Origin of the sequence: Aquimarina algicola, assembly GCF_006443095.1 — a bacterium.
In the GTDB taxonomy this organism is placed as follows: Bacteria; Bacteroidota; Bacteroidia; order Flavobacteriales; family Flavobacteriaceae; genus Aquimarina; species Aquimarina algicola.
The window spans coordinates 129,919-153,699 of the sequence record NZ_VFWZ01000011.1 but is presented as its reverse complement, the minus strand read 5'-3'; the positions used below and the strand labels follow the sequence as shown (position 1 = coordinate 153,699).

Below are 23,781 nucleotides of genomic sequence, written 5' to 3'. Positions count from 1 at the left end.
TATTTTTTTTGTAAGTATTTCTGATAATCTCATGTAAGGCCAAAAATCATATAACGATTAATAATATATTAACACTATATTTCGTATTTTAGCGACCCTTACAATAACAGCAAATTCTAAAATAATCAAATGTCAAAAATAGCTACGTTAGAAATCGATGGTAATAAATATGAGTTCCCTATTATAAAAGGAACAGAAAATGAATTGGGAATTGATATAAAGACACTTAGAGGAGTAACAGGAGGTGTTACGACTATTGATCCCGGATTTAAAAATACAGGGAGTTGCGAAAGTGCAATTACTTTTCTTGATGGAGAAAAAGGAATTCTAAGATATCGAGGATATTCTATCGAAGAGTTAGCTGAAAAAGCAGACTTTCTAGAAGTAGCTTATTTACTAATTTTTGGAGAACTACCAACTGCAGAACAATTAGATAAGTTCGATAAAGATATTAAAGAAGAGTCTCACGTAGATGAGGATATGAAAAAAATATTAGATGGGTTTCCTAAAAGTGCTCATCCAATGGGAGTTCTTTCCTCTCTAACAAGTGCATTAATTGCATTTAATCCAGGGTCTGTTGATGTAGATTCAGAGGAAGCAATGTACAATGCTATTGTTAAGATAATGGCAAAATTTCCTGTACTTGCTGCATGGACCATGAGAAAAAGAAAAAGTCTTCCGTTAGATTACGGAGACAATTCTCTAAGCTATGTTGAGAATCTTCATAAAATGATGTTTGCTAAGCCTAATAAAGCTTATGAATTAAATAAGATCGTAATAGATGCACTAGATAAACTATTAATACTACATGCAGATCATGAGCAAAACTGTTCTACATCTACTGTAAGAATTGTTGGATCTTCTCATGCAGGATTATTTGCATCATTATCAGCAGGAATATCTGCACTATGGGGGCCACTTCATGGAGGAGCAAACCAAGCTGTAATAGAAATGCTTGAAGCAATTAAAGAAGATGGAGGAGATACAGCTAAGTATATACAAAAAGCAAAAGACAAAGAAGATCCATTCCGCCTGATGGGATTTGGTCATAGAGTTTATAAAAACTTTGACCCAAGAGCAAAAATCATTAAAAAATCTGCCGAAGAAGTATTAGGAGACCTTGGTATAGAAGATCCAGTTCTTGACATTGCCAAAGGTCTATCACAAGTAGCTTTAGAAGATGAATATTTTGTAAAAAGAAAACTATATCCTAATGTAGATTTTTATTCAGGAATTATCTATAGAGCATTAGGTATACCTACAGAAATGTTTACAGTGATGTTTGCGCTAGGAAGATTACCAGGGTGGATTTCTCAATGGAGAGAGATGCGCCTACGCAAAGAGCCTATCGGAAGACCAAGACAAATATATACTGGAGAAAACCTTAGATCATTCAAGGATATTGCAGATAGATAATTAGAGCCTTATTAAATAAATATATTAAAAGCGCTGAATTTTTTCAGCGCTTTTTGATTTTCTAAATACTCGAGTTAATCAATTGTTTCTTTTAGAAATAAGATAATAGAATCTAAATATGATGTTATAGTATTGCTAAAATCACAATTTTACAGGGTTTAAAAAATGAAATTGATATTTTATAGTCGATTTTGTTCATTATTTTTAATATTTTTATTTTAAATCTAAATTTTACTATTTAGAAAATAAGAGTAGATAACTTTTTAAACTCTAAAAACCATGAAAGAAATTATCGTAATAAAAAATAGGTCTGATCTTGGTGCGGGAACTAGAGGATCAGATCTAGGTATAGATGCCATAGAAATAGCTGCAATTAATCAAGACAATGATTTTTTTAATTTATATGAATACGAGGATATAAAAACAGAAAATGAAAAAATATATAACAAGGTTGATAACTTATTTGCAAAGAGGATAGAAAATATATATAACGTCTGTTCAAGATTAAGTGATAGTGTCACTAAAAACCTAAAAAAAAATAAATTTCCAATAGTATTATCAGGAGATCATTCTTCTGCATTAGGTACGATTAGTGGTATTAAATCTACTTACCCACAAAAAACACTGGGAGTGGTTTGGATAGATGCACATGCAGATATACATTCACCCTATACAACACCTTCAGGCAATGTTCATGGAATGCCATTGGCAGCAGCATTGGCAGATGATCATTTGATGTTTAAAACCAATGATGTTCCTCAAAAAACGGTAGAGTTATGGGAAAAAATTAAAAATATAGGAGTAAAGGAACGAAAAATAGAACCTGAGAATATTGTCTATTTTGGAGTTAGGGATACAGAACCTGCAGAAGATAATATTTTATCTACCAATACAATTAAAAATTACTCTGTTGCAGAGATGAGATATAGAGGGTTTGAACAATGCCTACAAGAAGCTGTAAAAAGATTAGATCAATGTGACATCATTTATATTTCATTTGATGTAGACAGTATGGATTGCGATTTGGTTTCTAGAGGTACAGGAACTCCTGTATCCAAAGGATTTGATATAGATGAAGTAAAAAGTATTATAGATGCATTTATTCAAACTAAAAAAATTGCATGTTTTGAGATTGTAGAAGTGAATCCTACACTAGATAATAAAGGAAATAAAATTGCCGAAGCAGCTTTTGAAGTTTTAAACTCGACAACAAAAAATATTGAAAAAATAATAGGAAAGAAAGAAGAGATGCATAGTTACTAGCTCAAAAAAGCATCTTTTGTCAATGTTACTTAACTATTTGTTTTTTAGAGCATCATTTTGTTAAAAAAAACCAATGAAACTATTCTTATAGACATATCACCTTCATATATTTGCGGCATATATGTAAGGGTATGAAATTAAATATACAAAACGAAACATCAAGGCTTAGAGCTGTGGTTTTAGGAACAGCTGTTAGTAACGGGAATACACCAACAGTAGAAGAAGCATACGACCCTAAGTCTATAGAACATATCAAAGCAGGAACATATCCAATAGAATCAGATATGACAGAAGAAATGAATGCTGTCGCTAGAGTATTGGAGAAATATGATGTAAAAGTTTTTAGACCGGAAATTATTAAAAATTGTAATCAAATTTTTGCCAGAGATATCTCACTAGTTATAGAAGATAAATTCATAAAATCTAACATTTTACCTGATAGAGAAAAAGAGATAAAGGCAATTCAATATGTAATCGATACAATTGATCCAAAAAAAGTGTTCAAAGCACCATCAGAAGAAATACATTTTGAAGGGGGAGACATTATCATACATAATGATTATATATTTATAGGGACATACAAGGGTGAAGATTATCCTGACTGTATTGTAGCTAGAACAAATATGAAGGGAGTTGAATACATAAAAACACTCTTTCCTAATAAAATTGTAAAAGAATTTGACTTAAATAAATCAATGGAAAACCCCAGAGATAATGCTTTGCATCTTGACTGTTGTTTTCAACCGGTTGGAAAAAATAAAGCTATAATTCATAAAGAGGGATTTAGAGATATAAAAGGATACGAGTTTTTAGTAGACCTTTTTGGTAAAGAAAATCTTTTTCATATTACAAAAGACGAAATGTATGATATGAACTCAAACATATTTTCTATAGCAGAAGATATTGTAATTTCAGAAAAAAACTTTATCAGGTTAAATACATGGCTGCGTAATCATAAAATTACAGTTGAAGAAGTCCCTTATGCAGAGATCGCAAAACAAGAAGGACTATTACGTTGTTCTACAATGCCACTAATTAGAGATTAATCAATGTTGAAGATATACTCATAATTTAATAAAAAGAAAAGAATAAAAATGAGACAAATAACTAATACTATTGTAATGATTCGACCTGTTCAATTCAGAATGAATGAGCAGACTGCAGTTAATAATTATTACCAAGTTGATGGAAACATAGATTCTGAAAGTGCAAACCAAAAAGCACAGCAAGAATTTGACACCTTTGTGAAAGTATTAGAAGAAGCAGGAGTAAATGTTATTGTGATTGATGACGATCCTAAAAATGATACACCTGATTCTATTTTTCCAAATAATTGGGTTTCTTTTCATGAAAATGGAGATATAGGATTGTATCCTATGTTTGCAGTAAACAGACGTAAAGAGAGAAGACCTGAAGTCTTAGATCAATTAGAATCTTCTGGTTTCAAAATTAATAATATTGTTGATTATACGAGTGCAGAAGAAGCAGGAGTGTTTTTAGAAGGAACAGGAAGCCTGGTTTTAGACAGAGTGAATAGAAAAGCCTATTGTGCATTATCTCCCAGAGCCGAAGAAGAACTTCTTATCGAATTTTGCGAAGATTTTGAATACACTCCGGTAATATTTACAGCCTATCAAACAGTAGATCAAGAACGATTACCTATCTATCATACAAATGTAATGATGGGACTTGGTGAGACACTTGCAATAGTATGCTTAGATGCTATAGATGATAAAAAGGAAAGAAAAAACCTTATCGAACACCTAAAAAATGATAACAAAGAAATTATTGCGATCACAGAAGAACAAGTAAATAATTTTGCAGGAAATATGCTTCAAGTTGAAGGGATAGATCGTAAACGTTATCTTGTAATGTCTTCTGCTGCGTATCATAGCCTTACCAAAGAGCAAATTGCCAAGATAGAACAGCATTGTTTAATTCTTCATAGTGATCTAAATACGATAGAAACTCTTGGAGGAGGCAGTGCACGCTGTATGATGGCAGAAGTTTTTCTTCCTAAAGCTTAAATATGTAGATTTATATCTTAAAATATATAGAATATGCTTTCTAAAAAGACAAAATATGGATTAAAAGCACTAACATATATTGCCAGAAAAAAATGTGATCATCCCGTTTTAATTTCTGAAATAGCGTCTAGTGAAAATATTTCTCAAAAATTTTTAGAAAGCATACTTCTAACACTTCGAAAAACAGGATTTTTAGGATCTAAAAAAGGAAAAGGAGGTGGATATTACCTTATTAAAGATCCTAAAGACATTACTATGGCTTCTGTTATTAGAGTTTTAGAAGGGCCAATTGCAATGGTGCCTTGTGTGAGTCTTAACTTTTATGAAAAATGTGAAGACTGTCCTGATGAAGATCAATGCGCAGTGCATGGTTTGATGATAGAAGTAAGAGATAATACGCTAAAAGTATTAGAAAATAAGACACTTAGCGATTTTATGATGTAAGGGGATGTTAGTCAATATTTTTCCTAAACTTGTATGGTCCTTTAATTTTACCCCAAACTTGTTTTCCTTTTTCATCATATCCTCTATTCCAAACAGATAATTTATTTTTGCTGATAACAAAATTACTAGAGATATGATCTACAAAATTAATACTGCTAGAGCATGATCCTTTATTAGTTTTACCAGAGTATATAGTTGAAGTTTTTTTCTTAAAATAAACATCGCACCCATTTCTGATTTCAAGATCTTCAGGTTTTAGACTTTTGAGAATTTTTGGGTTTTTCCAAGCTTCTTTGTATTCTTTTGCATTATTGATAGTATAGCTTTTACTAGCAAAAGTGATAGAGTCTACTCGTTCATAAAATAATACTCGTTGACTGTAGATAATATTTTCTTTTTTTGCATCAAAGAGTTGAGAGTATACCCAGTATCCGGATTTATTTTTCCATATTCTGATATTGATTAGAGAAAGCTGAGAAAAGCTAGGGTCGTTTTCTGCTTGTTCTTTATTTGTAAAATCCCCAATTAAAAGAGACACCAAATTATGCAATTCTTTGTCTTTTACAGGCGCAGAGACGCATCCTGAAAAGAGAATGAGTAGCGAGATGATAAGTAAAAATTGCTTCATTTGGTTGTTTTAATAAAAATAACAAAAAAAGCAAAAATAGGGTAATTTATCGATAAAAATTAGCATTTTGTCCTAGTAAAATATTTATTTTGATGCGATTTTTCTAATCATGCCTCCAAAAATAAAGTAATGAAAAGGGATCATCATATACCAATATATTCTTCCCCAAATACCTTTTGGTCTAAAAGTAGCCGTTTGATGTAAAATATTATTCTCATCAATATCAAATTCTAGCCATGCTTCTCCCGGGACTCGCATTTCTGCAAATAATAACAAACGCATATTATTTTTGTCTGCAACAAGAACTCTCCAAAAATCTAAAGCATCGCCAGAGAATATTTGATCTGGGTTTGTTCTTCCTCTTCTCAGGCCAACTCCCCCAAAAAATTTATCTATATATCCTCTTATTTTCCACATCCAATTTCCGTAATACCACCCTGTTTCTCCACCAATAGCCCATATACGATTTAATGCTTTTTCTTTGTTGTAAAGTTGCATTATTTTTTGGTCTTTAAAACAACCTCTTTTAGGCACAGTAATATATTTTTGAATGTCTTTTTTGAATCTACTACTGATCATAGAATCTTTCCAGCTTGATACAACCTGATTTTGCTCTATTTTTATAAAAGCAAGTTCCAAAGCTCGTTTATAGGTCATAGGTTTGATGTCTAATAACTGTTGGAGCCTATTGTCATTTGCTATTACGGGTATACTCATGCTATCTACAAGGTTTAAAGCAAGTTTATATGAGGTAGAAGTTACAAAGTATAACCAGTAAGAAGAAAGTTTAGGAGTCATGATAGGTAATGTGAAAATCAATAATTTGATGCCTCTGGTCTTGGCATATTGATATAACATTTGTTTGTATGTAAGAATATCAGGTCCGCTAATATCATAAGATTCATTATAACAATTCTGATTGCCTAATACCCCTATCATAAAGTTAAGAACATCTCTAATTGCGATAGGTTGTGTTTTGGTATTTACCCATTTTGGAGTAATCATTAAAGGAAGCTTTTCACACAGATCTCTAATGATTTCAAAAGAAGAACTACCGGATCCTACAATAATGCCTGATCGTAATACAGTAAGATGATAATTCCCTTTATAAAGTGTTTCTTCTACATTTTTTCTAGACCAAAGGTGTTTTGATAAGTTTTTTTCATTGACAATACCACTTAGGTAGATCACTTGTTTAATATTTGTATGAGCTACATATGCATTAAAATTCTGAGCAGAAATTTCTTCTTTTTTATCAAAATCAGTTGTAGAAGAACTCATAGAATGTATAAGATAATACGCTGCATCTATTTCTTTTGGGAGTTTTGTAAAGTCAGGGGATTCTAAAAAATCAATCTCTACAACAGAAACTTTATTTTTTGTGTCTTCATCAATAGATAACCTATTCTTATCTCGTACACAGCATATAAGTTCATGACCTGCATTAATAAGTAATGGTAATAATCTCATACCAATATACCCATTGGCACCAGTAATAAGAATTCGCATTTTTTAAGTAAAAGATACAAAGAATTTTTTCTTAATTAAAACAATATCATCGTATTACATTATATTTTTTTATTCTTTGTGAACGGTATAATAGCTGAGTCATTGATTTTAAGATATAGAGTGATGCGATATTCTATAACTCAAAACTTTGCGAATGATATCCATTTTAGTTTAATCGGTTTTATTTAATGTAACAAGGATTTTTAATCTTGTGTTGATTAAGATGAAAACTTTGATTTATAAACACTGTAAAAAGTATAAATGTCATGGTCGAACACTATAATTTCTATTATCTTTGCTCCCTAATTTTATTAAGATGAGTTTGCAGGAGGTTATTTCACAAAAAGTAAAAGAATCTATACAAGAATTATATAACGCAGTTTTAGATACTGTAGAATTACAAGCAACTAGAAAAGAATTTGAAGGAGATGTTACAGTAGTTGTTTTTCCTATGCTGAGAGTGGTTAAAGGAAATCCTGTGCAAATAGGAGAAGCTATCGGAAAGTATCTTGTAGAACAAGTAGATGAAGTTTCTAATTTTAATGTGGTAAAAGGATTTTTGAACCTTGTGATCACAGATACGTATTACCTGGACTTTTTTAATAAAATCAAAGATGAAGAACAATATGGTTTTGTAAATGTTAATGAAGAAGAAAAATCAGTTATGGTTGAATATTCTTCACCAAACACCAACAAACCATTGCATTTAGGACATGTACGTAATAATTTGTTAGGATACTCTGTCGCAGAGATCATCAAAGCAAGTGGAACAAAAGTGTACAAGACTCAAATCATAAATGATCGAGGGATACATATCTGTAAATCGATGATTGCCTGGCAGAAATTCGGAAATGGAGAAACACCTGAATCTACTGGACTTAAAGGAGATAAGTTAGTAGGTAATTATTATGTAAAATTTGATCAGGCTTACAAAGAAGAAATCGCACAACTGATTAAAGAAGGAAAATCAGAAGAAGAAGCCAAAAAAGAAGCTCCAATACTTCTAGAAGCTCAAAAAATGCTTCGTGACTGGGAATCTGGTGATAAAGATGTTGTAGCATTATGGAGCAAGATGAATAGTTGGGTATATGATGGTTTTGAACAGACATACAAAACACTTGGTGTAGATTTCAATAGTTATTACTATGAGAGCGATACATATTTACTAGGTAAAGATAATATTCAAGAAGGGCTGTCAAAAGGTATTTTCTATACAAAAGAAGATGGTTCTGTATGGTGTGATCTTAGTGATCAAAAGCTTGATGATAAATTGGTATTAAGAAGTGATGGTACGTCTGTATATATGACTCAGGATATAGGTACTGCCATACAACGTGTAAAAGATAATCCGAGTGTAGGTGGTATGATTTATACGGTCGGAAACGAGCAAGATCATCATTTTAAAGTACTATTTGCAATCTTGAAAAAATTAGGATATAACTGGGCAGAAAACTTACATCATCTTAGTTATGGTATGGTAGATTTACCTAGTGGAAAAATGAAAAGTAGAGAAGGAACAGTAGTAGATGCAGATGATCTAATTAGAGAAATGACCAAAACTGCTGCAGAAATCTCTAAAGATCTAGGAAAATTAGATGGTTATTCTGAAGAAGAAAAAGCCGAAGTATACAAAACAATTGGTTTGGGAGCTTTAAAATACTTTATACTCAAAGTAGATCCTAAAAAACGTATCCTTTTTAATCCTGAAGAGTCAGTGGATTTTCAAGGGAATACGGGACCATTTATACAGTATACTTATGCGCGAATTCAAGCCATTTTACGTAAAGCTGATTTTGATTGGAGTCAATCAATTGAAAATATAACATTACATCAAAAGGAAAAAGAATTAATAAAACAATTAGAGCTATATCCAGAAGTTATACAAAATGCTGCAAAAGAACTTAGCCCTGCTCTAATGGCTAATTATACTTATGATCTTGTTAAAAGCTATAATTCATTTTTTCAGAATGTATCTATATTTGGAGCAGATACAGATGCAGAGAAAATATTCCGCGTTCAGCTTTCAAGTCTTGTAGGTAATACTATTAAGTCTGCTTTTAAAACATTGGGAATCAATGTTCCTGAAAGAATGTAGTTAAAATATTAGATAAAAGTTAAAAATTAGTATTTCTAGAAGCTTTTTTGAATAGCAAAAAGTTCTTACAACGATATTTTACCCCTTTTTATCTAAAGAAACTGTTGAAAATAAGCAGTTTATAGTGAAGTGATTAATGTGTTTGTTATTTTTGTAAAATGAAGATTGAAGTATTTAGAGCTGTTGAGCAAGACCTATCATTAATGCAACGATTGTTTTATCAAACGGTGACTACTTACGGGTCTGCCGTTTTTACAAAATCAGAAATAAAACAATACTCTCAATTGGCGAGTGATACTTCATATTGGTTAGACAAATTTGAAACAGAATATATTTATAATGCCAAATTAAATGGTGAAATTATTGGTTCTGTTTTTATGAATGCCAAAGGCCATATAGAATATATTTTTATTAATAGAAATTATCATGGATTAGGAGTTGCTTCAAAATTGTATAATACCGTAGAAGAAATTGCTAGAGAAGATAAAATTATTACGTTAACAACATCTATTAATAAGCAAACGCGTTCTTTTTTTGAAAGCAAAGGGTTTCAAATTATTAAAAATGCTGTAAGAGTTTCAGGAGGAGAAGAAGTTATTACTTATAGTGGAATCAAGCATCTTTAGAAATTAACCCTAAACATAGCATTAGGAGTAAAGCCAAGACCTAATTGTCGAACCTCTTCTACATTATTTTCGGGATTAATCCTGTAATAATTGTTTACTGTATTTTCTGAACTCAAAATGTTCCATATCGATAATCCCGCAGTTGCACTGATTTTTTTTGAAAGCTTAAAATTATATATGGCAGAAGCATCCCATCTAAAGTAATCTTCGATAGTCTCTGTATTAGGGTGATTATAATTTATGGTGTTATCTTCATTGATCTCATTGCCAAAAACAGGTCGAGTTGTAGGAATACCACTATGCCAATTGATACCACTCGAGAATTTAAATTTTTTAAAAGAGTAAGAAAGAGCAAGATTAACATTATGCCTGATATCTATATTGTTAGGAAAATCTCTTTCGGTTAGTGTATTGAAAGCATAATTGTTTTCAGCAAAAGAGTAACTGAGCCATGCACTTAATTTCTTAAAGCTTTTATTGATCAAAAAATCAACTCCTTTTACAGTATAACTTCCATGGTCTTCTTGAAATTCCAGTTGATTTTGAAATCCTTGACTTTGTGCAATAATACCATCTACATGTTTATAATAAAAATCTGTACTAATCAACCAATTATTGTGATTGTAACTCAAGCCTAATGAAACTTGTTGACTTTTTAAAATAGGTATATCATCGTCATTAGATAATATCCATTTTCTATTTTCTACTCCCAAAAAATCATTTTGTGACTCAATAATTTGAGAAGTGATTTGGCTCTTTAGTTCACCTAAAACCTCAACTGTAAAATGATTATTAAACCGATGATTAAAGCTAATTCTGGGTTCTACCAAAAATGTATCGAATTTTTCAAAATAATTGGCACGAGCACCTATGTTAAGATGGGTGTTACTATCTTTTGATTTATACTCAATTTCAGAAAAAATACCATGTGTACGGACAACTTCTTTTATCAAATCCCTAAAAACAGGATTGTTTACATCTCTAAGGTTCGAAATTCCGGTTTCATTAAATTGATATCCTGTTTTTAAATTGATACTAGAGTTGAGCTGTAACAATGTATTTACTTTTACGCCACTTTCTAAAACCTCATTTTCTTGTAGCAATCGTTGATCATTAACAATATCAGAGTTTATAGCTTCTAACGTATAATTTGTACCATACAACAAAATTTCACTTTTAAAAAAATCATTCCAGTTTCTTTGATAAGAAATACCTGCTGCGCTATTGTTTTGTGTAAGATTACTTTCTCGGGAAAGATTAATTAGATTTATCTTTGTATTTTCTTGAAAATCAAGATTATTTCTAATCACTAAAGCATTTACCTTGATAAGGTCTTTGTCAGTAAATTGATACAACCACCGTAAACTTGCATCATAAAAAGAAAACTCATCATTGGTATTAAAAATATTCTCAGAATTATTAACCACTTCAGAATCCTGAAAAGCCTTGTCAAAGAACTGATTATAAGTAGGAGTTTCAAGAATTTCGCTCATTGATTTTCTTACAGATAATTGAAGAGAAGATTTCTTACCGATAGGTGTATCTATATAGGCGTCTGCACTAATCATATTGGTTCCAATGCTCGCATCGAGTTCGGTATTAATTTCATTACTTGTATTCATAGCAATTACGCTAGAAACACCATCTCCGTAAACAGTACTTGACCCGTTTTTGATGAGTTGTACATTTTTGGTTAGATAAGGATTAAAAGCAGAAATGAGTCCTAAGAAATGTCCGGACTGATACATTTTGATACCATCCCAAAGAATAAGGTTCTGATCATTAGTTCCCCCTCTCACGTTGATATCAGAAACAGTTTCTTGTACACTTAAAATCCCGGGTAATGCCTGAATTGTTTGTAATAAATCAGGTTCAATGAGTCCGGGAAGAATACCAAAGTCTGTATAATCTATGCTAATCGAACCATCAGATTTTTTGTCAATCCCCTTGATTAAATAATCATTAAGTACTACTTCATTTAAATATTGTACTTCTGGAATCATAGTGATTGATTTGCAAGGGGAATCTAAAAAGTCATTTGCGGAAAGAAATATTGTTTTATATCCAATAAAATTGACCGTAATGATTTCGTTGCTATTTTTAATTACTAGTTTAAATTCTCCATTTTGATTGCTAATTGTTGCATTGCTTTTGGTTTGTATGGTTGCATTAGCAACAGGTTCATCATTTACAGGTGATTTCAGAGTGCCACAAACCGTTTGTGTTTGCTCATTTTTGCGGCTTAAAGTAATAGTAGCGTCATTTAAAAATGTATAGATGAAAGGAGTATTGTTTTCGAGATAGGATATAGTACTTTTTAGATTTAATTCTTCAGAAGGTTTTATCAAGACAATTCCCTTTAGATCACTATCTGCATAAGAAAAATTACAGTTGAATTTTTTTTGAGTTTGTTCTAGAATAGAGATAAGAGATATATTATCCTGTGTAGATTGTGCAGATACTTCACAGAAAAGAAAACAAAAAAAAGTAAATAAAACTGTGATTTTATATTGTATCACTCCTTAGACAAGGTTATTGTTTTGTTTTTGATCTCATATTTCAAATGCATAGGTATGGTTATAGATTGTAATGCTGTTTGAATATCTGAATGTACAAAATTACCTGTAAAAAGTTTATCTAAGCTGACATTTTTTGTCAAAATAGTAACATTATATTGTCTCTCAAACTCTTCTAATATGTATTGATAAGGAGTACTCTTGAACGAACTGCGATTTTCTTTCCAATCAGGAGCAACAGCAGAGGTTTTATAATTCGATATTTCATTATTAATCACTCTGAAAGCGTTTCCTGCCGGTAATTTGATTACATTATTTTGATAGGTTACACTAACTAATCCTTCGTAACAAACAACTTCAAAATAATTGTTTCGTTGCTTTACATTGAATTGAGTACCTAATACACTGACGATGCCTGATGCGGTTTCAACATCAAACTTTTTTCCCTTGGCAACTTTAAAAAATGCTTCACCTTCTAAAGAAATCTCTCGATTATTCTGCCACGAATCATTATTATATTTAATAGAAGATAAGGCATTAAGCTCAACTATAGAAGTATCAGGTAATTCTACAGAAGTTTTTTGAGTAATCGCTGTATCTACGGTAGTGAGAGGGGAATAAAAAAATGTAAAATAAATGCCAAAAAACAGCACAAACATAGCTGCAACTTTCAAGATCATAGATACGTATGATTTGGTATTTCTTTTACTTTTATGAGTTTGTAATTGAGACGTCAAGCTAATCAGATGGTCTTCGACATCATATTCTGGAGCTTTGAATTTTTTGGCAGTATCAGAAATTTGAACATAGGAATCATGTTCGTTTAAACTTTTAAACGTTTCTAACTCATCCGGTGTTAGCGTTTCATGATCTAACCATTTACTTATAACATCTTCTTTTTTCATCTCCTAAGTTATATTATTATAACAACAGTGGTTTACAAATTCCTACCACTAATATGTTAAATTCCTTCAATTTCTTTTCTTAATTTTTCTAAAGCCCCATAAATTCTTTTTTCTACTGCTTTTCTAGAAATCCCAAGTAGTTCTGATATTTCTTTATGTTTTTTTCCTTCAACTCTATTTAATAAAAAAGCAACTCGTTGAGGTTCGGTTAATTTTTTGAGAGCATTTTGATATTTGATTAAATATTCTTTTTCTTCTAATATAAATTCAGGACTCTCATTAGTTCTGTCGTGATGTTCTAATTTTTGAAATTTAAGCTTAACTTTATGATGTTTAATTTCATTAAGTGATAAATTATTAGCGACAGTATACAAGAAGCTCTTAGCCTTTTGCAAAGGAATTTTCTTACAATTATCCCATAATTTTATGAATGCCTCTTGTACTTTATCACTTGGTAAAATATGTTCACCATATTTATAATAGATAAAGTCATGTAGTTCTTTAGAATGTTTTCTAAATAATTCAGAAAATATTTTTTCTTCACAGACATCCTCGAACAGGTCTTTTGGCATAGCAAACTATTTTTGCTAAAATTAAAAAAAAATGAGAATCATGGTAGGAATTTTTAGTTCTAAGTTGTTATTAAATAAATCGTAATGGATTAAAATTGCTATGAAAATTGAAAAATTCTTTCTTTACTTTTTTGTAAGTTTATTTGTACTATGTATAGCTTGTCAGGAAGAAAAAACTGAGAGTATTGTTCCTAATGATGAAAATACTTCTATTCCTAAAGACTCAGAATTAGCTGCCCTTGTCAAAAACGTAACTACTCACGATGGTTCTTTTGATGATATTGTTGATAAAAGTTATTGTTTTAGCATAAAGTTGCCATACTCTATCTTTCAAAATGGAAGAATCTTAAGAATAGACAAAGAAGAGGATTACACTAATTTGTCGACCTCGGATAAAATCGAAATTCAATTTCCTGTAACAATTACTTTGAGTGATTATAGAGAAATTGTGATACAAGATGCAAATGAACTTTCTGCTTTGTCAAGTAGTTGTAGGCAAGGAGAAGATGATGATATAGAGTGTATCGATTTTATTTATCCTATACAAGTATCTACTTTTAATATAAATACAAACCGGCTAGTAACAGAAGAAGTTGTACATGATTCTGTACTTTTTCAAATTATAAATACCCTTAATAGTAATTTAATTGTTAGTGTGAATTATCCTGTTGATTTGCTTCTGCATAATAGTGAAAAGGTTGAAGTTTTGCATAATACAGAACTCACGAATGCTATTTTGGATGTAATATCAGCATGTAACGAAAACGATAATTGATCAATTGTCAAGACCCCCTATTAGAAAAGATCGCTACTTGGCGATCTTTTTTTTGTTTAACATTTTTTCTGTTTTGTTAAACAAAAAGTTAAAGTAATGCTAAAACGAATCTTTGGGGTTAGTATTTTTTTGTGTAAGTTGTTTAATCACCAAACAATAAATTTAAAACCCATGAAATTTAAACATCTATTCAAGACAATTTATCTAACACTTTTTGTAATCACTTTGGTTGCTTGTAGTGATGATGACGATACGACTTTTCCTGCAGATTCAGAATCAATTGCAGACTTTGTATTAGATAATCAAGATCAATATAGTTCTTTATTAGCGGCTTTAGAAAAGGCTAACTTAGTACAAACTTTATCAGGAACAGGAAACTTTACTGTTTTTGCACCGAACAATGCAGCTTTTAATGAATTCTTAGGAGATCGTAGCTTAGATGATTTTTCTGAAGAAGAAATTAAAACTCTTTTAGAAAATCATGTTTTAGGAATAAAAGTTCTTTCTAGTGAAATCCAAACAGGATATGTTAAAAATCAAGCAGATTTTAGTTCTTATATCGCCAAAGAAGGAGATAATGTAACAATCAACGGAGTTGCTAGTGTTACTACTGCAGATGTAGAAAGATCAAATGGAGTTATACATGCTGTAGATAAAGTGATTGACACTCCCTCATTGCTTACTTTTGCTGCTTTGGATCCTAGCTTATCATCTTTGGCTACTACGGCTATAACAACAACTGGTTTTGAAACAGATTTTGGAGCTGTTTTAGGAGATAAAACAGGTAATGCTCTTACCTTATTAGCGCCAACTAATATGGCATTTATGAATCTTGGAGATATCTCAGGTTTATCTGCTGGTGAATTAGAACAAATTTTATTGAATCATGTGATCAGTGGTAGTCTTTTATCAGAAGGACTTTCTACAGGATATAGTAGCACACTAGCTTCAGTAACTTTTGGAGATGATACATCCAATTTAAGTATTTATATTAATACGTCTGATGGTGTCGAATTTAATGGAATATCTAAAGTTTCAACTGCTGATATTGTAGCTACTAATGGTGTGATTCATATTGTAGATGAAGTAATTACATTGCCAACAGTAGTAACTTTTGCAACAGCAGATCCTACTTTTTCTACTTTAGAAACTGCATTAACGACATTAACACCTTCTACAGATTTTGTAGCAACACTTAGTACAACTGGTGCAGCTCCTGCTCCTTTTACCGTATTTGCACCAACAGATGATGCTTTTGGTAACATTACTGTGCCTAGTGATGAAGACGATGTAGCTGATATTCTAAATTATCATGTTGTTACAGGATCAAATGTTCGCTCTTCTGATCTTGTTGATGGGCCTGTAGCTACATTAAATGGAAATGTAACTATCGATGCTTCTGCACCAAGTGTAAAAGGAGCAGAAAATGACACAGCTAGTAATATAGTTGCGACTGATGTTCAAGCTGTTAATGGAGTAATACACGTTATAGATCAAGTATTATTGCCAGCAGCTCCAGTAGTATTTTAAACTACTTTTTATAATATACTAATTCCGGGTTATCCTAAATCTATAAATATAACCCGGAGTTATTACTTCACACTTCTTTTCTAACATATTAACTCTAAAATTTTATCACATGAAAACGATAATCAAAAGATTAACGGTACCCTTGTTGTGCCTCATCGTAACGAATTTTTTTATCTCTTGTCAGGATGATGATTCACAAAATCAACCGGCAGAACAAAACGTTCAATTTGAAGAATCCAAAATCATAAGTTTTGATGCCATCGAAGAAATGACTCAAAATATTATCGATGGTGAATTGGCTGTTGAAGAAAGCGAGGCCTCTGGATCTGAAAATCAAAACAAAGTATTTGGGTTTAACATCAGCAGAGAAAAACGTATCTATGATTTTTCCGGGACTGTTAATAGTGGTGCAGGTTCAGGAACCGAACTTTCAGGAGAACTTAAACTCAACTTTACATTCTATCATGCCAGCTTTACAATTGTAAGAGGTGTTCTAGAATTGCCCGATGGTGCAATAGCAAGAACCAGAGGAGCAATTATAAGTGATGGTTTTGTATATCTTATTATTAATCCACCGGGAAGAGATTTAATTTTTGGTATTGGTAGAATAGGAGATGATGGTAATTTACAAGGAGGGTTCAGATTATTTACAAATGGCGGTGTTGGCAGAGGTTCTTGGACTGCTACTCTTACAGAAGCTACTTTTCCAAACAAAACTATAGTAGAGTTAGCAGTAGAAGATGGTAGGTTTACAACATTGGTTGGCGCATTACAAGCTGCGGATTTAGTAGGAGCATTAAATGGAGAGGGTCCTTTTACTGTATTTGCACCTACGGATGATGCCTTTGCTGCTTTAGAAACAATTCCTGAAGGAGAAACATTAAAAGAAATTCTTTTATATCATGTTGCAAGTGGAAGATTAAATACTTCATCTTTACTAGAACAAGAACTAATAGAAACATTGCAAGGTGAAAATGTAAAAGTAAGTCTAAATAGCGAAAATGAGATTGTTATCAATGATACTGTAAAATTGTTATCTGCAAATATTGGTGGATCTAATGGTGTTATTCAAGTAATTGATGCAGTACTTATCCCACCATCTTTTAGACCATTGCAAAGTATCGTTGATACTGCAATTGCTACTCCAGAGTTATCCACATTAGTTAGCGCGTTACAAGCTGCAGATTTGGTAGGAGCATTAAGTGGAGAAGGTCCATTTACTGTATTTGCTCCTACTAATACTGCTTTTGAAGCTTTAGAAGCAATACCCGAGGGAGATGCTTTGAAAGAAGTATTACTATATCATGTAGCTTCCGGAAAATTTACAGCAGCAGATTTATTAGAAAAACAGACGGTTACAACTTTACAAGGAGCAGAAGTAACAATTGAAAAAGATGAAGAAGGGAATGTACTTCTAAATGGTTCTATAAAAGTTATGACTGCTGATATAGAGGCTACAAACGGAATTATTCATTTGATTACAGGAGTTTTACTTCCTCCTGCAGAAATACAAAGTATCGTTGATACTGCAATTGCTACTCCAGAGTTATCCACATTAGTTGGCGCGCTACAAGCTGCAGATTTGGTAGGAGCATTAAGTGGAGAAGGTCCATTTACTGTATTTGCTCCTACTAATACTGCTTTTGAAGCTTTAGAAGCAATACCCGAGGGAGATGCTTTGAAAGAAGTATTACTATATCATGTAGCTTCCGGAAAATTTACAGCAGCAGATTTGCTAGAAAAGCAGACGGTTACAACTTTGCAAGGAGCAGAAGTAACAATTGAAAAAGATGAAGAAGAGAATGTGCTTCTAAATGGTTCTATAAAAGTTATGACTGCTGATATAGAAGCTACAAATGGAATTATTCATGTAATCACAGGAGTTTTACTTCCTCCGATGGCTCAAAATATTGTAGATATCGCAGTAGCAACTCCAGAGTTATCTACATTAGTTGGCGCATTACAATCAGCAGAATTGGTTGATGCTTTAAATGGAGAAGGTCCATTTACCGTATTTGCCCCTACAAATGCTGCTTTTGAAGCGCTAGAAACAATTCCTAGTGGAGAAGCATTGAAACAAGTACTACTATACCATGTTGTATCGGGTAAATTTACTGCTCAAGAGTTATTAAGAGAACATACTGTAACCACTTTGCAGGGAGATCGAGTAACAATTCAACGAAACTTTAGAGGACAAGTCATCCTCAATCGTAGAATAAAAGTAGAGCTTGCAGATATAGAAGCTTCTAATGGTATTGTACATGTAATCAAAAACGTATTAATTCCGCCTAGACATTAAACAAAAAAGTAAGTAGTGTTTTAGTAAGTAACGGCTAGAAGAATTTCTCTCTAGCCGTTACTATTATAGATATCTATATTTAAGCTTATAACTGAATACTTATCTTCTTTATATTTCTATAACTCCATTCTTTATTTATAGGTGACAAATTCTTAAATTTGCACGATCTATCCGGATGAGGTAGTGTTTTGTTAAAAAACTATAATATATGTTTGATAATTTAAGCGATAAGTTAGATAAAGCTTTACATATTTTAAAAGGACACGGGCAAATTACCGAAGTAAATGTAGCCGAAACATTAAAAGAGGTAAGAAGAGCATTAGTTGATGCCGATGTTAACTATAAAATAGCAAAAGAATTTACAGCTACTGTTAAGGAAAAAGCATTAGGTCAAAATGTGTTAAAGAGTCTTAAGCCAGGCCAATTGATGGTAAAATTGGTAAAAGATGAATTGACTGAGCTTATGGGAGGTGATGTTGCAGGAGTTAACCTATCAGGAAATCCATCTGTAATTTTAATGTCGGGATTACAAGGTTCTGGTAAAACAACATTTTCTGGAAAACTTGCAAATTATCTTAAAAACAAAAAAACCAAGAAACCGCTACTTGTAGCTTGTGATGTGTATAGACCTGCAGCGATTGATCAGTTGCATGTCGTAGGAGAGCAAATCAACGTAGAAGTATATAGTGATAAAGGTAATAATGATCCCGTTGCAATTGCAAAAGCTGGTGTAGCTCATGCCAAAGCGAATGGATTTAATGTTGTGATTATAGATACGGCAGGGCGATTAGCTGTTGATGATGAAATGATGACAGAAATTGCTAATATTCATAAAGCAATTACTCCTAATGAAACCCTTTTTGTAGTAGATTCTATGACAGGTCAAGATGCTGTAAATACAGCAAAAGCCTTTAATGATATCCTTAATTTTGATGGAGTGATCCTCACAAAATTAGATGGTGATACTAGAGGTGGAGCAGCATTATCAATTAAATCTGTTGTAAATAAACCCATCAAATTTATAGGTACAGGAGAAAAGATGGAGGCGATAGATGTATTCTATCCTTCTCGTATGGCAGATCGTATTCTGGGAATGGGTGACGTAGTTTCTCTTGTAGAAAGAGCTCAAGAGCAATTTGATGAAGAAGAAGCCAGAAAACTACAAAAGAAAATCGCCAAAAATCAATTTGGATTTGATGATTTCCTTAAACAAATCCAGCAGATCAAAAAAATGGGTAACATGAAAGATCTTGTTGGTATGATTCCTGGTGCGGGTAAAATGATGAAAGACATAGATATAGACGATGATGCTTTTAAACATATAGAAGCTATTATCCATTCTATGACACCACAAGAAAGAGCTAAACCTCAAATCATAAATTCTAGTCGAAAAAAACGTATTGGAAAAGGTTCTGGAACATCAATTCAACAAGTTAATCAACTATTAAAACAGTTTGATCAAATGAGTAAAATGATGAAAATGATGCAAGGCGGAGGCGGCAAAAGAATGATGCAGATGATGGGTAAAATGAGATAATTTAAAAATTAAAAACAAAATATAATAGGATATTTCAGGGGTGCATTATGGAAGTTTTAGACGGAAAAAAAATCAGTAACGACATAAAAGACGAGATAGCGGCAGAAGTTCAGAAAATGAAAGAGCGTGGAGAAAAAGTACCACATCTTGCTGCTGTTTTGGTTGGAAACGATGGCGCAAGTTTAACCTATGTAGGAAGTAAAGTTAAGGCGTGTGAACGAGTAGGTTTTGAATCTACATTAGTCAAAATGCCTAGTACGACTAGCGAAATTGAACTACTTGCAAAGATTAAAGAGCTTAATGAAGAAGATGATATAGACGGTTTCATTGTACAATTACCATTACCTCCTCAAATTGATACACAAAAAGTACTCTTAGCAGTAGATCCAGACAAAGATGTAGATGGTTTTCATCCTATGAACTTTGGTAAAATGGCGTTAGATATGTCTACTTTTATTCCTGCAACACCTTTTGGTATTTTAGAATTACTAGAGCGATATAATGTAGATACAAAAGGGAAACATACAGTAGTAATAGGAAGAAGCCACATTGTGGGTAGACCAATGAGTATCCTAATGGGTAGAAAAGGTTGGCCGGGTAACTCAACAGTTACTTTGACTCATAGTCATACTAAAAATATTACTCAGATTATATCACAAGCAGATATAGTCATTTCAGCACTAGGGGTTCCCAACTTCTTGAAAGCAGAAATGGTTAAAGATGATGCTGTGGTGATAGATGTTGGTATTACAAGAGTCGCTGATGATTCTAAGCCTAAGGGGTATAAAATTGTAGGAGATGTAGATTTTGAAAATGTAAGTAAAAAAACATCTTTTATTACACCGGTACCTGGTGGAGTAGGTCCTATGACTATAGCAATGTTATTAAAGAATACGTTATTAGCTAGAGAAAGACATCGTGTAAATAGTAAGAAATAATAAAAACACAAAAAGACAAAAAAATAAGAGATAAGAATTCAAAATTTTTATCTCTTATTTTTTTTGTAATTGTTTAAGATGATTTAGGTTTTAATGTAAGCCAAGTTCTTTTTTGTTGGTTTTAAACTTTTTAAATAAAGATTTAGCTATAGCTTAAGAAAAATCTTTCATTAATAGTAATCTTATTTTTTATAAAAAGTATAAAAACAAAAATGTTAGAGTTAAATATTTAACTCTAACATTTTGTTACATTTATTTTTTGGTGATTGGATAAATTCTTAATCACTGCATGTGATAGAACTAATTTTTTATCACTAATATTTTATTTTTTAATCTTCGTTAAATTTATCAGCACTTATATTGTCTTGAGTATTTCCAGTGCTGTATCCACTTCCTGTAGGTAAAAGGTCTAATGCTAAGTTATAAGAAGGAACATTTATACCTTTAGATGTTTTTACAGTTTTGAAATCTAAATATTGCTCACTCTTCTCATATAATGCATTTTTAGAGAAAGTACCGTAACGCTTACCATCTTTTACTGTTTCTACCCATTGCTTACCATAAGCAATCTTTAAGAAGTACTCACCTTCAGGTATGTTTCTTATAAACTGAACAGCATTAGAATTTATGTAAGTAACACGTACTAATTCGTCGTCTTTCTCAGTTTTACCCATTTTGTACATCTTAACAACTACTTCAGTATTTTTACCTACTTTAATTTTTAAGTAGTTGTCAAGTTTATAGTCAAACTTTCCTTTAAAGTTAAATGACTTAGGAGTTGCTCCTGACTTATATGTTTTCTTCTCCCAAGAAGAATATTTATCCTCTCTTGATACTTCTATAGCTGCGGCAGCTGTAGAAGGAGCTGGTGATGAATTCGAACCGTAAGATGGTGTAGTAGATTCTATTGGCGTTGATGCAACGTTAGAACCTCCTTTTTGAGCTCTTCTATTGGCTTCTTCAAGTGCTCTTCTTGTTTCTTCTGTATCTGCTAAAGCTCTTCTAGCTGCGGCATCTTTAGATCTTTTTGCAGCTTCTGCATCAGCGATTGCTTTTGCAGCATTTGCTTCAGCTTCTCTTTTTAATCGCTCTGCATCCGCAATAGCTTTTCTTGCAGCTTCTTCAGCGGCTCTTTTTGCAGCTTCTGCTTGAGCAATTGCTTGTGCTGCTGCTTTCTTAGCAGCTTCTCTTTTTGCTGCTGCTTCGGAAGCGGCTCTCTCAGCATCTGCAATACGACTGTCCTGTGTTAAGTGGGCAGTGATTACAAATCCGTTCATACTTTTGTACTGAATGGTACTCCATTCTCCGTAGCCTGAGTTGATTACGTATACTTGAGTTCCTTGAGGAACCTCAGCAATGGTATTATAATTAAAACCAGGTCCACTCCTTACTTCTAATTTACGAGCAGACATCAAATACTGATCAGCCTGAGCATGAGCAGTAGAGAAGGTAATCACCAAAAGCAGAATAAATGTAAAAATTGACTTCATATCTCTTGTTTTTTAGTAGATTGGGTTATGTTTAATTCAATAATTATTATTTCAATAATTTTAGTTCTAAAAAATTAAATTCTTACAAAAGCCTTAAAAATTAACCAATTCTAATTCTTTTTAAATGCTTTAAATTATTGTTTTTCAGTAAGTTAATTTATATAGTCTTTAGTAAAACTTTAATAATTAAGGTTAAATTCCTGAAAGAAAAACTATTAAAACATATTCAAAAGTAGTGTTTTATAATTAAAAACACAACTTGTTTTGAATTTATTTCTACAAAAATAATATTTTCTTTCTATTAATTTGTGTTTTTCAACGATTTTTTTTGTCATTACAACCGATTTATTCACTGCCTATATTGCGCTTATACGGTTTGTAAATTTTATGTTATCAATATGTGAATATAATGCGTTTTTAAGTTTTTTTAAGAGAAATTAACTGTTTCTTCTATTCTGAAAAACTTCAAAAATGAAATCTTCTAGTGCTTCTCTTTGATTAGATCAGGAAATTTTTTTTGAAATTTTAATAATCTAGGAATTGATACATTTTTAATATATGGATTATTTGGATTTCTTTTTTCATAATCTTGGTGATAGTCTTCTCCTACCCAAAATTTTTGAAATGGTAAAATTTCTGCAGCTATTGCTCTATTTAGCTTTTTGGCAAGCTCATCTTTTTTCTTTTGTATAATTTGTTTCTGTTTGTCATTTTGATAAAATATGATTGATCTGTATTGTGATCCATGATCCGGACCTTGACCATTTATTTGAGTTGGGTTTTGGGAACCAAAGTATACGTCTACCAATGTTTCAAAAGAAACAATATTTGGGTCGTATAGGATTTCAACAGCTTCTGCATGCCCGGTACGTCCTGTGTTGCTTGCTTGGTAAGTGGGATTTTCAGTATGACCTCCGGAGTAACCAGATATAGATTCTTTTACACCTTTAACACTTTCGTACACAGCTTCTACACACCAAAAACATCCACTTGCAAAATATGCTTTTTCTAAACCATTAACAGGTTCTACTTTTACAGGTTTTATATCTTTTTGTGTTGTTTTGTCTTTTTTGTTTGATTGACCGTTGCTATTGCAGCTTAATAATAAGAGTGCAGAAACAAATAGTATTGAAATGATATTTTTCATAAAAATTAAATTTTTAAGATAAGTCAGGTTACTTTAAAAAAACTTTCATTATATATATAAAAGA

At 31.9% G+C, this 23,781-nt stretch carries 19 protein-coding genes; 12 read left to right on the top strand and 7 right to left on the bottom strand.

Translation table 11 applies throughout. The features are described from left to right. The first annotated feature begins 129 nt into the window (after positions 1–129). From FHK87_RS25205 to FHK87_RS25185, 5 genes are all read left to right on the top strand, one after another. Positions 130–1,416 (top strand): citrate synthase, encoded by a 1,287-nt coding sequence (locus FHK87_RS25205; RefSeq protein ID WP_140597660.1) that lies wholly within the window; start codon positions 130–132, stop codon positions 1,414–1,416. Between the two features lie 279 nt (positions 1,417–1,695). Continuing rightward, positions 1,696–2,679, top strand: coding sequence for an arginase (gene rocF / locus FHK87_RS25200; protein ID WP_140597659.1), 984 nt, complete (start codon positions 1,696–1,698; stop codon positions 2,677–2,679). Between the two features lie 131 nt (positions 2,680–2,810). Then, on the top strand, positions 2,811–3,725 hold the full coding sequence (locus FHK87_RS25195) for a dimethylarginine dimethylaminohydrolase family protein (protein ID WP_140597658.1): 915 nt from the start codon (positions 2,811–2,813) through the stop codon (positions 3,723–3,725). Between the two features lie 48 nt (positions 3,726–3,773). Next, entirely contained in the window at positions 3,774–4,706 is a 933-nt protein-coding gene (gene ctlX, locus FHK87_RS25190) for a citrulline utilization hydrolase CtlX (RefSeq protein WP_140597657.1), read from the top strand. Positions 4,707–4,739: 33 nt separating this feature from the next. Then, positions 4,740–5,150 carry an RrF2 family transcriptional regulator gene (locus tag FHK87_RS25185; protein WP_140597656.1) on the top strand — a complete coding sequence of 137 codons (411 nt, stop codon included), beginning with the start codon at positions 4,740–4,742 and terminating at the stop codon, positions 5,148–5,150. 7 nt (positions 5,151–5,157) lie between these two features. On the opposite strand, the gene FHK87_RS25180 is transcribed toward FHK87_RS25185, so the two are convergent. Both FHK87_RS25180 and FHK87_RS25175 read right to left on the bottom strand, forming a co-directional pair. After that, on the bottom strand, positions 5,158–5,778 hold the full coding sequence (locus FHK87_RS25180) for a chromophore lyase CpcT/CpeT (RefSeq protein WP_140597655.1): 621 nt from the start codon (positions 5,776–5,778) through the stop codon (positions 5,158–5,160). An 84-nt stretch (positions 5,779–5,862) separates the two neighbouring features. Further along, positions 5,863–7,287: an SDR family oxidoreductase gene (locus FHK87_RS25175; protein ID WP_140597654.1), complete on the bottom strand. Its 1,425-nt coding sequence runs from the start codon at positions 7,285–7,287 to the stop codon at positions 5,863–5,865. Between the two features lie 316 nt (positions 7,288–7,603). Here FHK87_RS25175 and argS point away from each other — a divergent pair, with 316 nt between their 5' ends. Then, entirely contained in the window at positions 7,604–9,382 is a 1,779-nt protein-coding gene (gene argS, locus FHK87_RS25170; RefSeq protein WP_140597653.1) for an arginine--tRNA ligase, read from the top strand. 158 nt (positions 9,383–9,540) lie between these two features. Next, positions 9,541–10,008, top strand: a complete 468-nt coding sequence (locus tag FHK87_RS25165; RefSeq protein WP_140597652.1) for a GNAT family N-acetyltransferase — start codon at positions 9,541–9,543, stop codon at positions 10,006–10,008. Here the strand turns inward: FHK87_RS25165 and FHK87_RS25160 are convergent. Genes FHK87_RS25160 through FHK87_RS25150 form a run of 3 tightly spaced genes read right to left on the bottom strand, consistent with a single transcriptional unit; the run spans position 10,005 to position 14,001 of the window. Continuing rightward, the gene (locus FHK87_RS25160; RefSeq protein ID WP_140597651.1) at positions 10,005–12,527 is read right to left on the bottom strand and encodes a TonB-dependent receptor plug domain-containing protein; all 2,523 of its coding nucleotides are present in this window, start codon (positions 12,525–12,527) and stop codon (positions 10,005–10,007) included. The two genes, FHK87_RS25165 and FHK87_RS25160, sit on opposite strands and share 4 nt — an antisense overlap. Next, positions 12,524–13,429 carry a FecR family protein gene (locus FHK87_RS25155; protein WP_140597650.1) on the bottom strand — a complete coding sequence of 302 codons (906 nt, stop codon included), beginning with the start codon at positions 13,427–13,429 and terminating at the stop codon, positions 12,524–12,526. Before FHK87_RS25155 ends, FHK87_RS25160 begins: the two co-directional genes overlap by 4 nt. Positions 13,430–13,485: 56 nt before the next feature. Continuing rightward, positions 13,486–14,001 carry an RNA polymerase sigma factor gene (locus FHK87_RS25150; RefSeq protein WP_140597649.1) on the bottom strand — a complete coding sequence of 172 codons (516 nt, stop codon included), beginning with the start codon at positions 13,999–14,001 and terminating at the stop codon, positions 13,486–13,488. Between the two features lie 100 nt (positions 14,002–14,101). Here FHK87_RS25150 and FHK87_RS25145 point away from each other — a divergent pair, with 100 nt between their 5' ends. From FHK87_RS25145 to FHK87_RS25125, 5 genes are all read left to right on the top strand, one after another. Further along, positions 14,102–14,776, top strand: coding sequence for a hypothetical protein (locus FHK87_RS25145; protein ID WP_140597648.1), 675 nt, complete (start codon positions 14,102–14,104; stop codon positions 14,774–14,776). Positions 14,777–14,947: 171 nt separating this feature from the next. Further along, on the top strand, positions 14,948–16,306 hold the full coding sequence (locus FHK87_RS25140) for a fasciclin domain-containing protein (RefSeq protein ID WP_140597647.1): 1,359 nt from the start codon (positions 14,948–14,950) through the stop codon (positions 16,304–16,306). A 109-nt stretch (positions 16,307–16,415) separates the two neighbouring features. Next, positions 16,416–18,605 carry a fasciclin domain-containing protein gene (locus FHK87_RS25135; protein ID WP_140597646.1) on the top strand — a complete coding sequence of 730 codons (2,190 nt, stop codon included), beginning with the start codon at positions 16,416–16,418 and terminating at the stop codon, positions 18,603–18,605. A gap of 208 nt (positions 18,606–18,813) precedes the next feature. After that, the gene (gene ffh, locus FHK87_RS25130) at positions 18,814–20,142 is read left to right on the top strand and encodes a signal recognition particle protein (RefSeq protein ID WP_140597645.1); all 1,329 of its coding nucleotides are present in this window, start codon (positions 18,814–18,816) and stop codon (positions 20,140–20,142) included. A 47-nt stretch (positions 20,143–20,189) separates the two neighbouring features. Next, a complete protein-coding gene (locus FHK87_RS25125; protein WP_140597644.1) occupies positions 20,190–21,080 on the top strand; it encodes a bifunctional 5,10-methylenetetrahydrofolate dehydrogenase/5,10-methenyltetrahydrofolate cyclohydrolase in 891 nt (296 codons plus the stop codon). A gap of 329 nt (positions 21,081–21,409) precedes the next feature. On the opposite strand, the gene FHK87_RS25120 is transcribed toward FHK87_RS25125, so the two are convergent. Both FHK87_RS25120 and msrA read right to left on the bottom strand, forming a co-directional pair. After that, on the bottom strand, positions 21,410–22,570 hold the full coding sequence (locus FHK87_RS25120; RefSeq protein WP_140597643.1) for an SH3 domain-containing protein: 1,161 nt from the start codon (positions 22,568–22,570) through the stop codon (positions 21,410–21,412). Positions 22,571–23,051: 481 nt separating this feature from the next. Beyond that, a complete protein-coding gene (gene msrA / locus FHK87_RS25115; protein ID WP_140597642.1) occupies positions 23,052–23,717 on the bottom strand; it encodes a peptide-methionine (S)-S-oxide reductase MsrA in 666 nt (221 codons plus the stop codon). Positions 23,718–23,781: the final 64 nt, after the last annotated feature.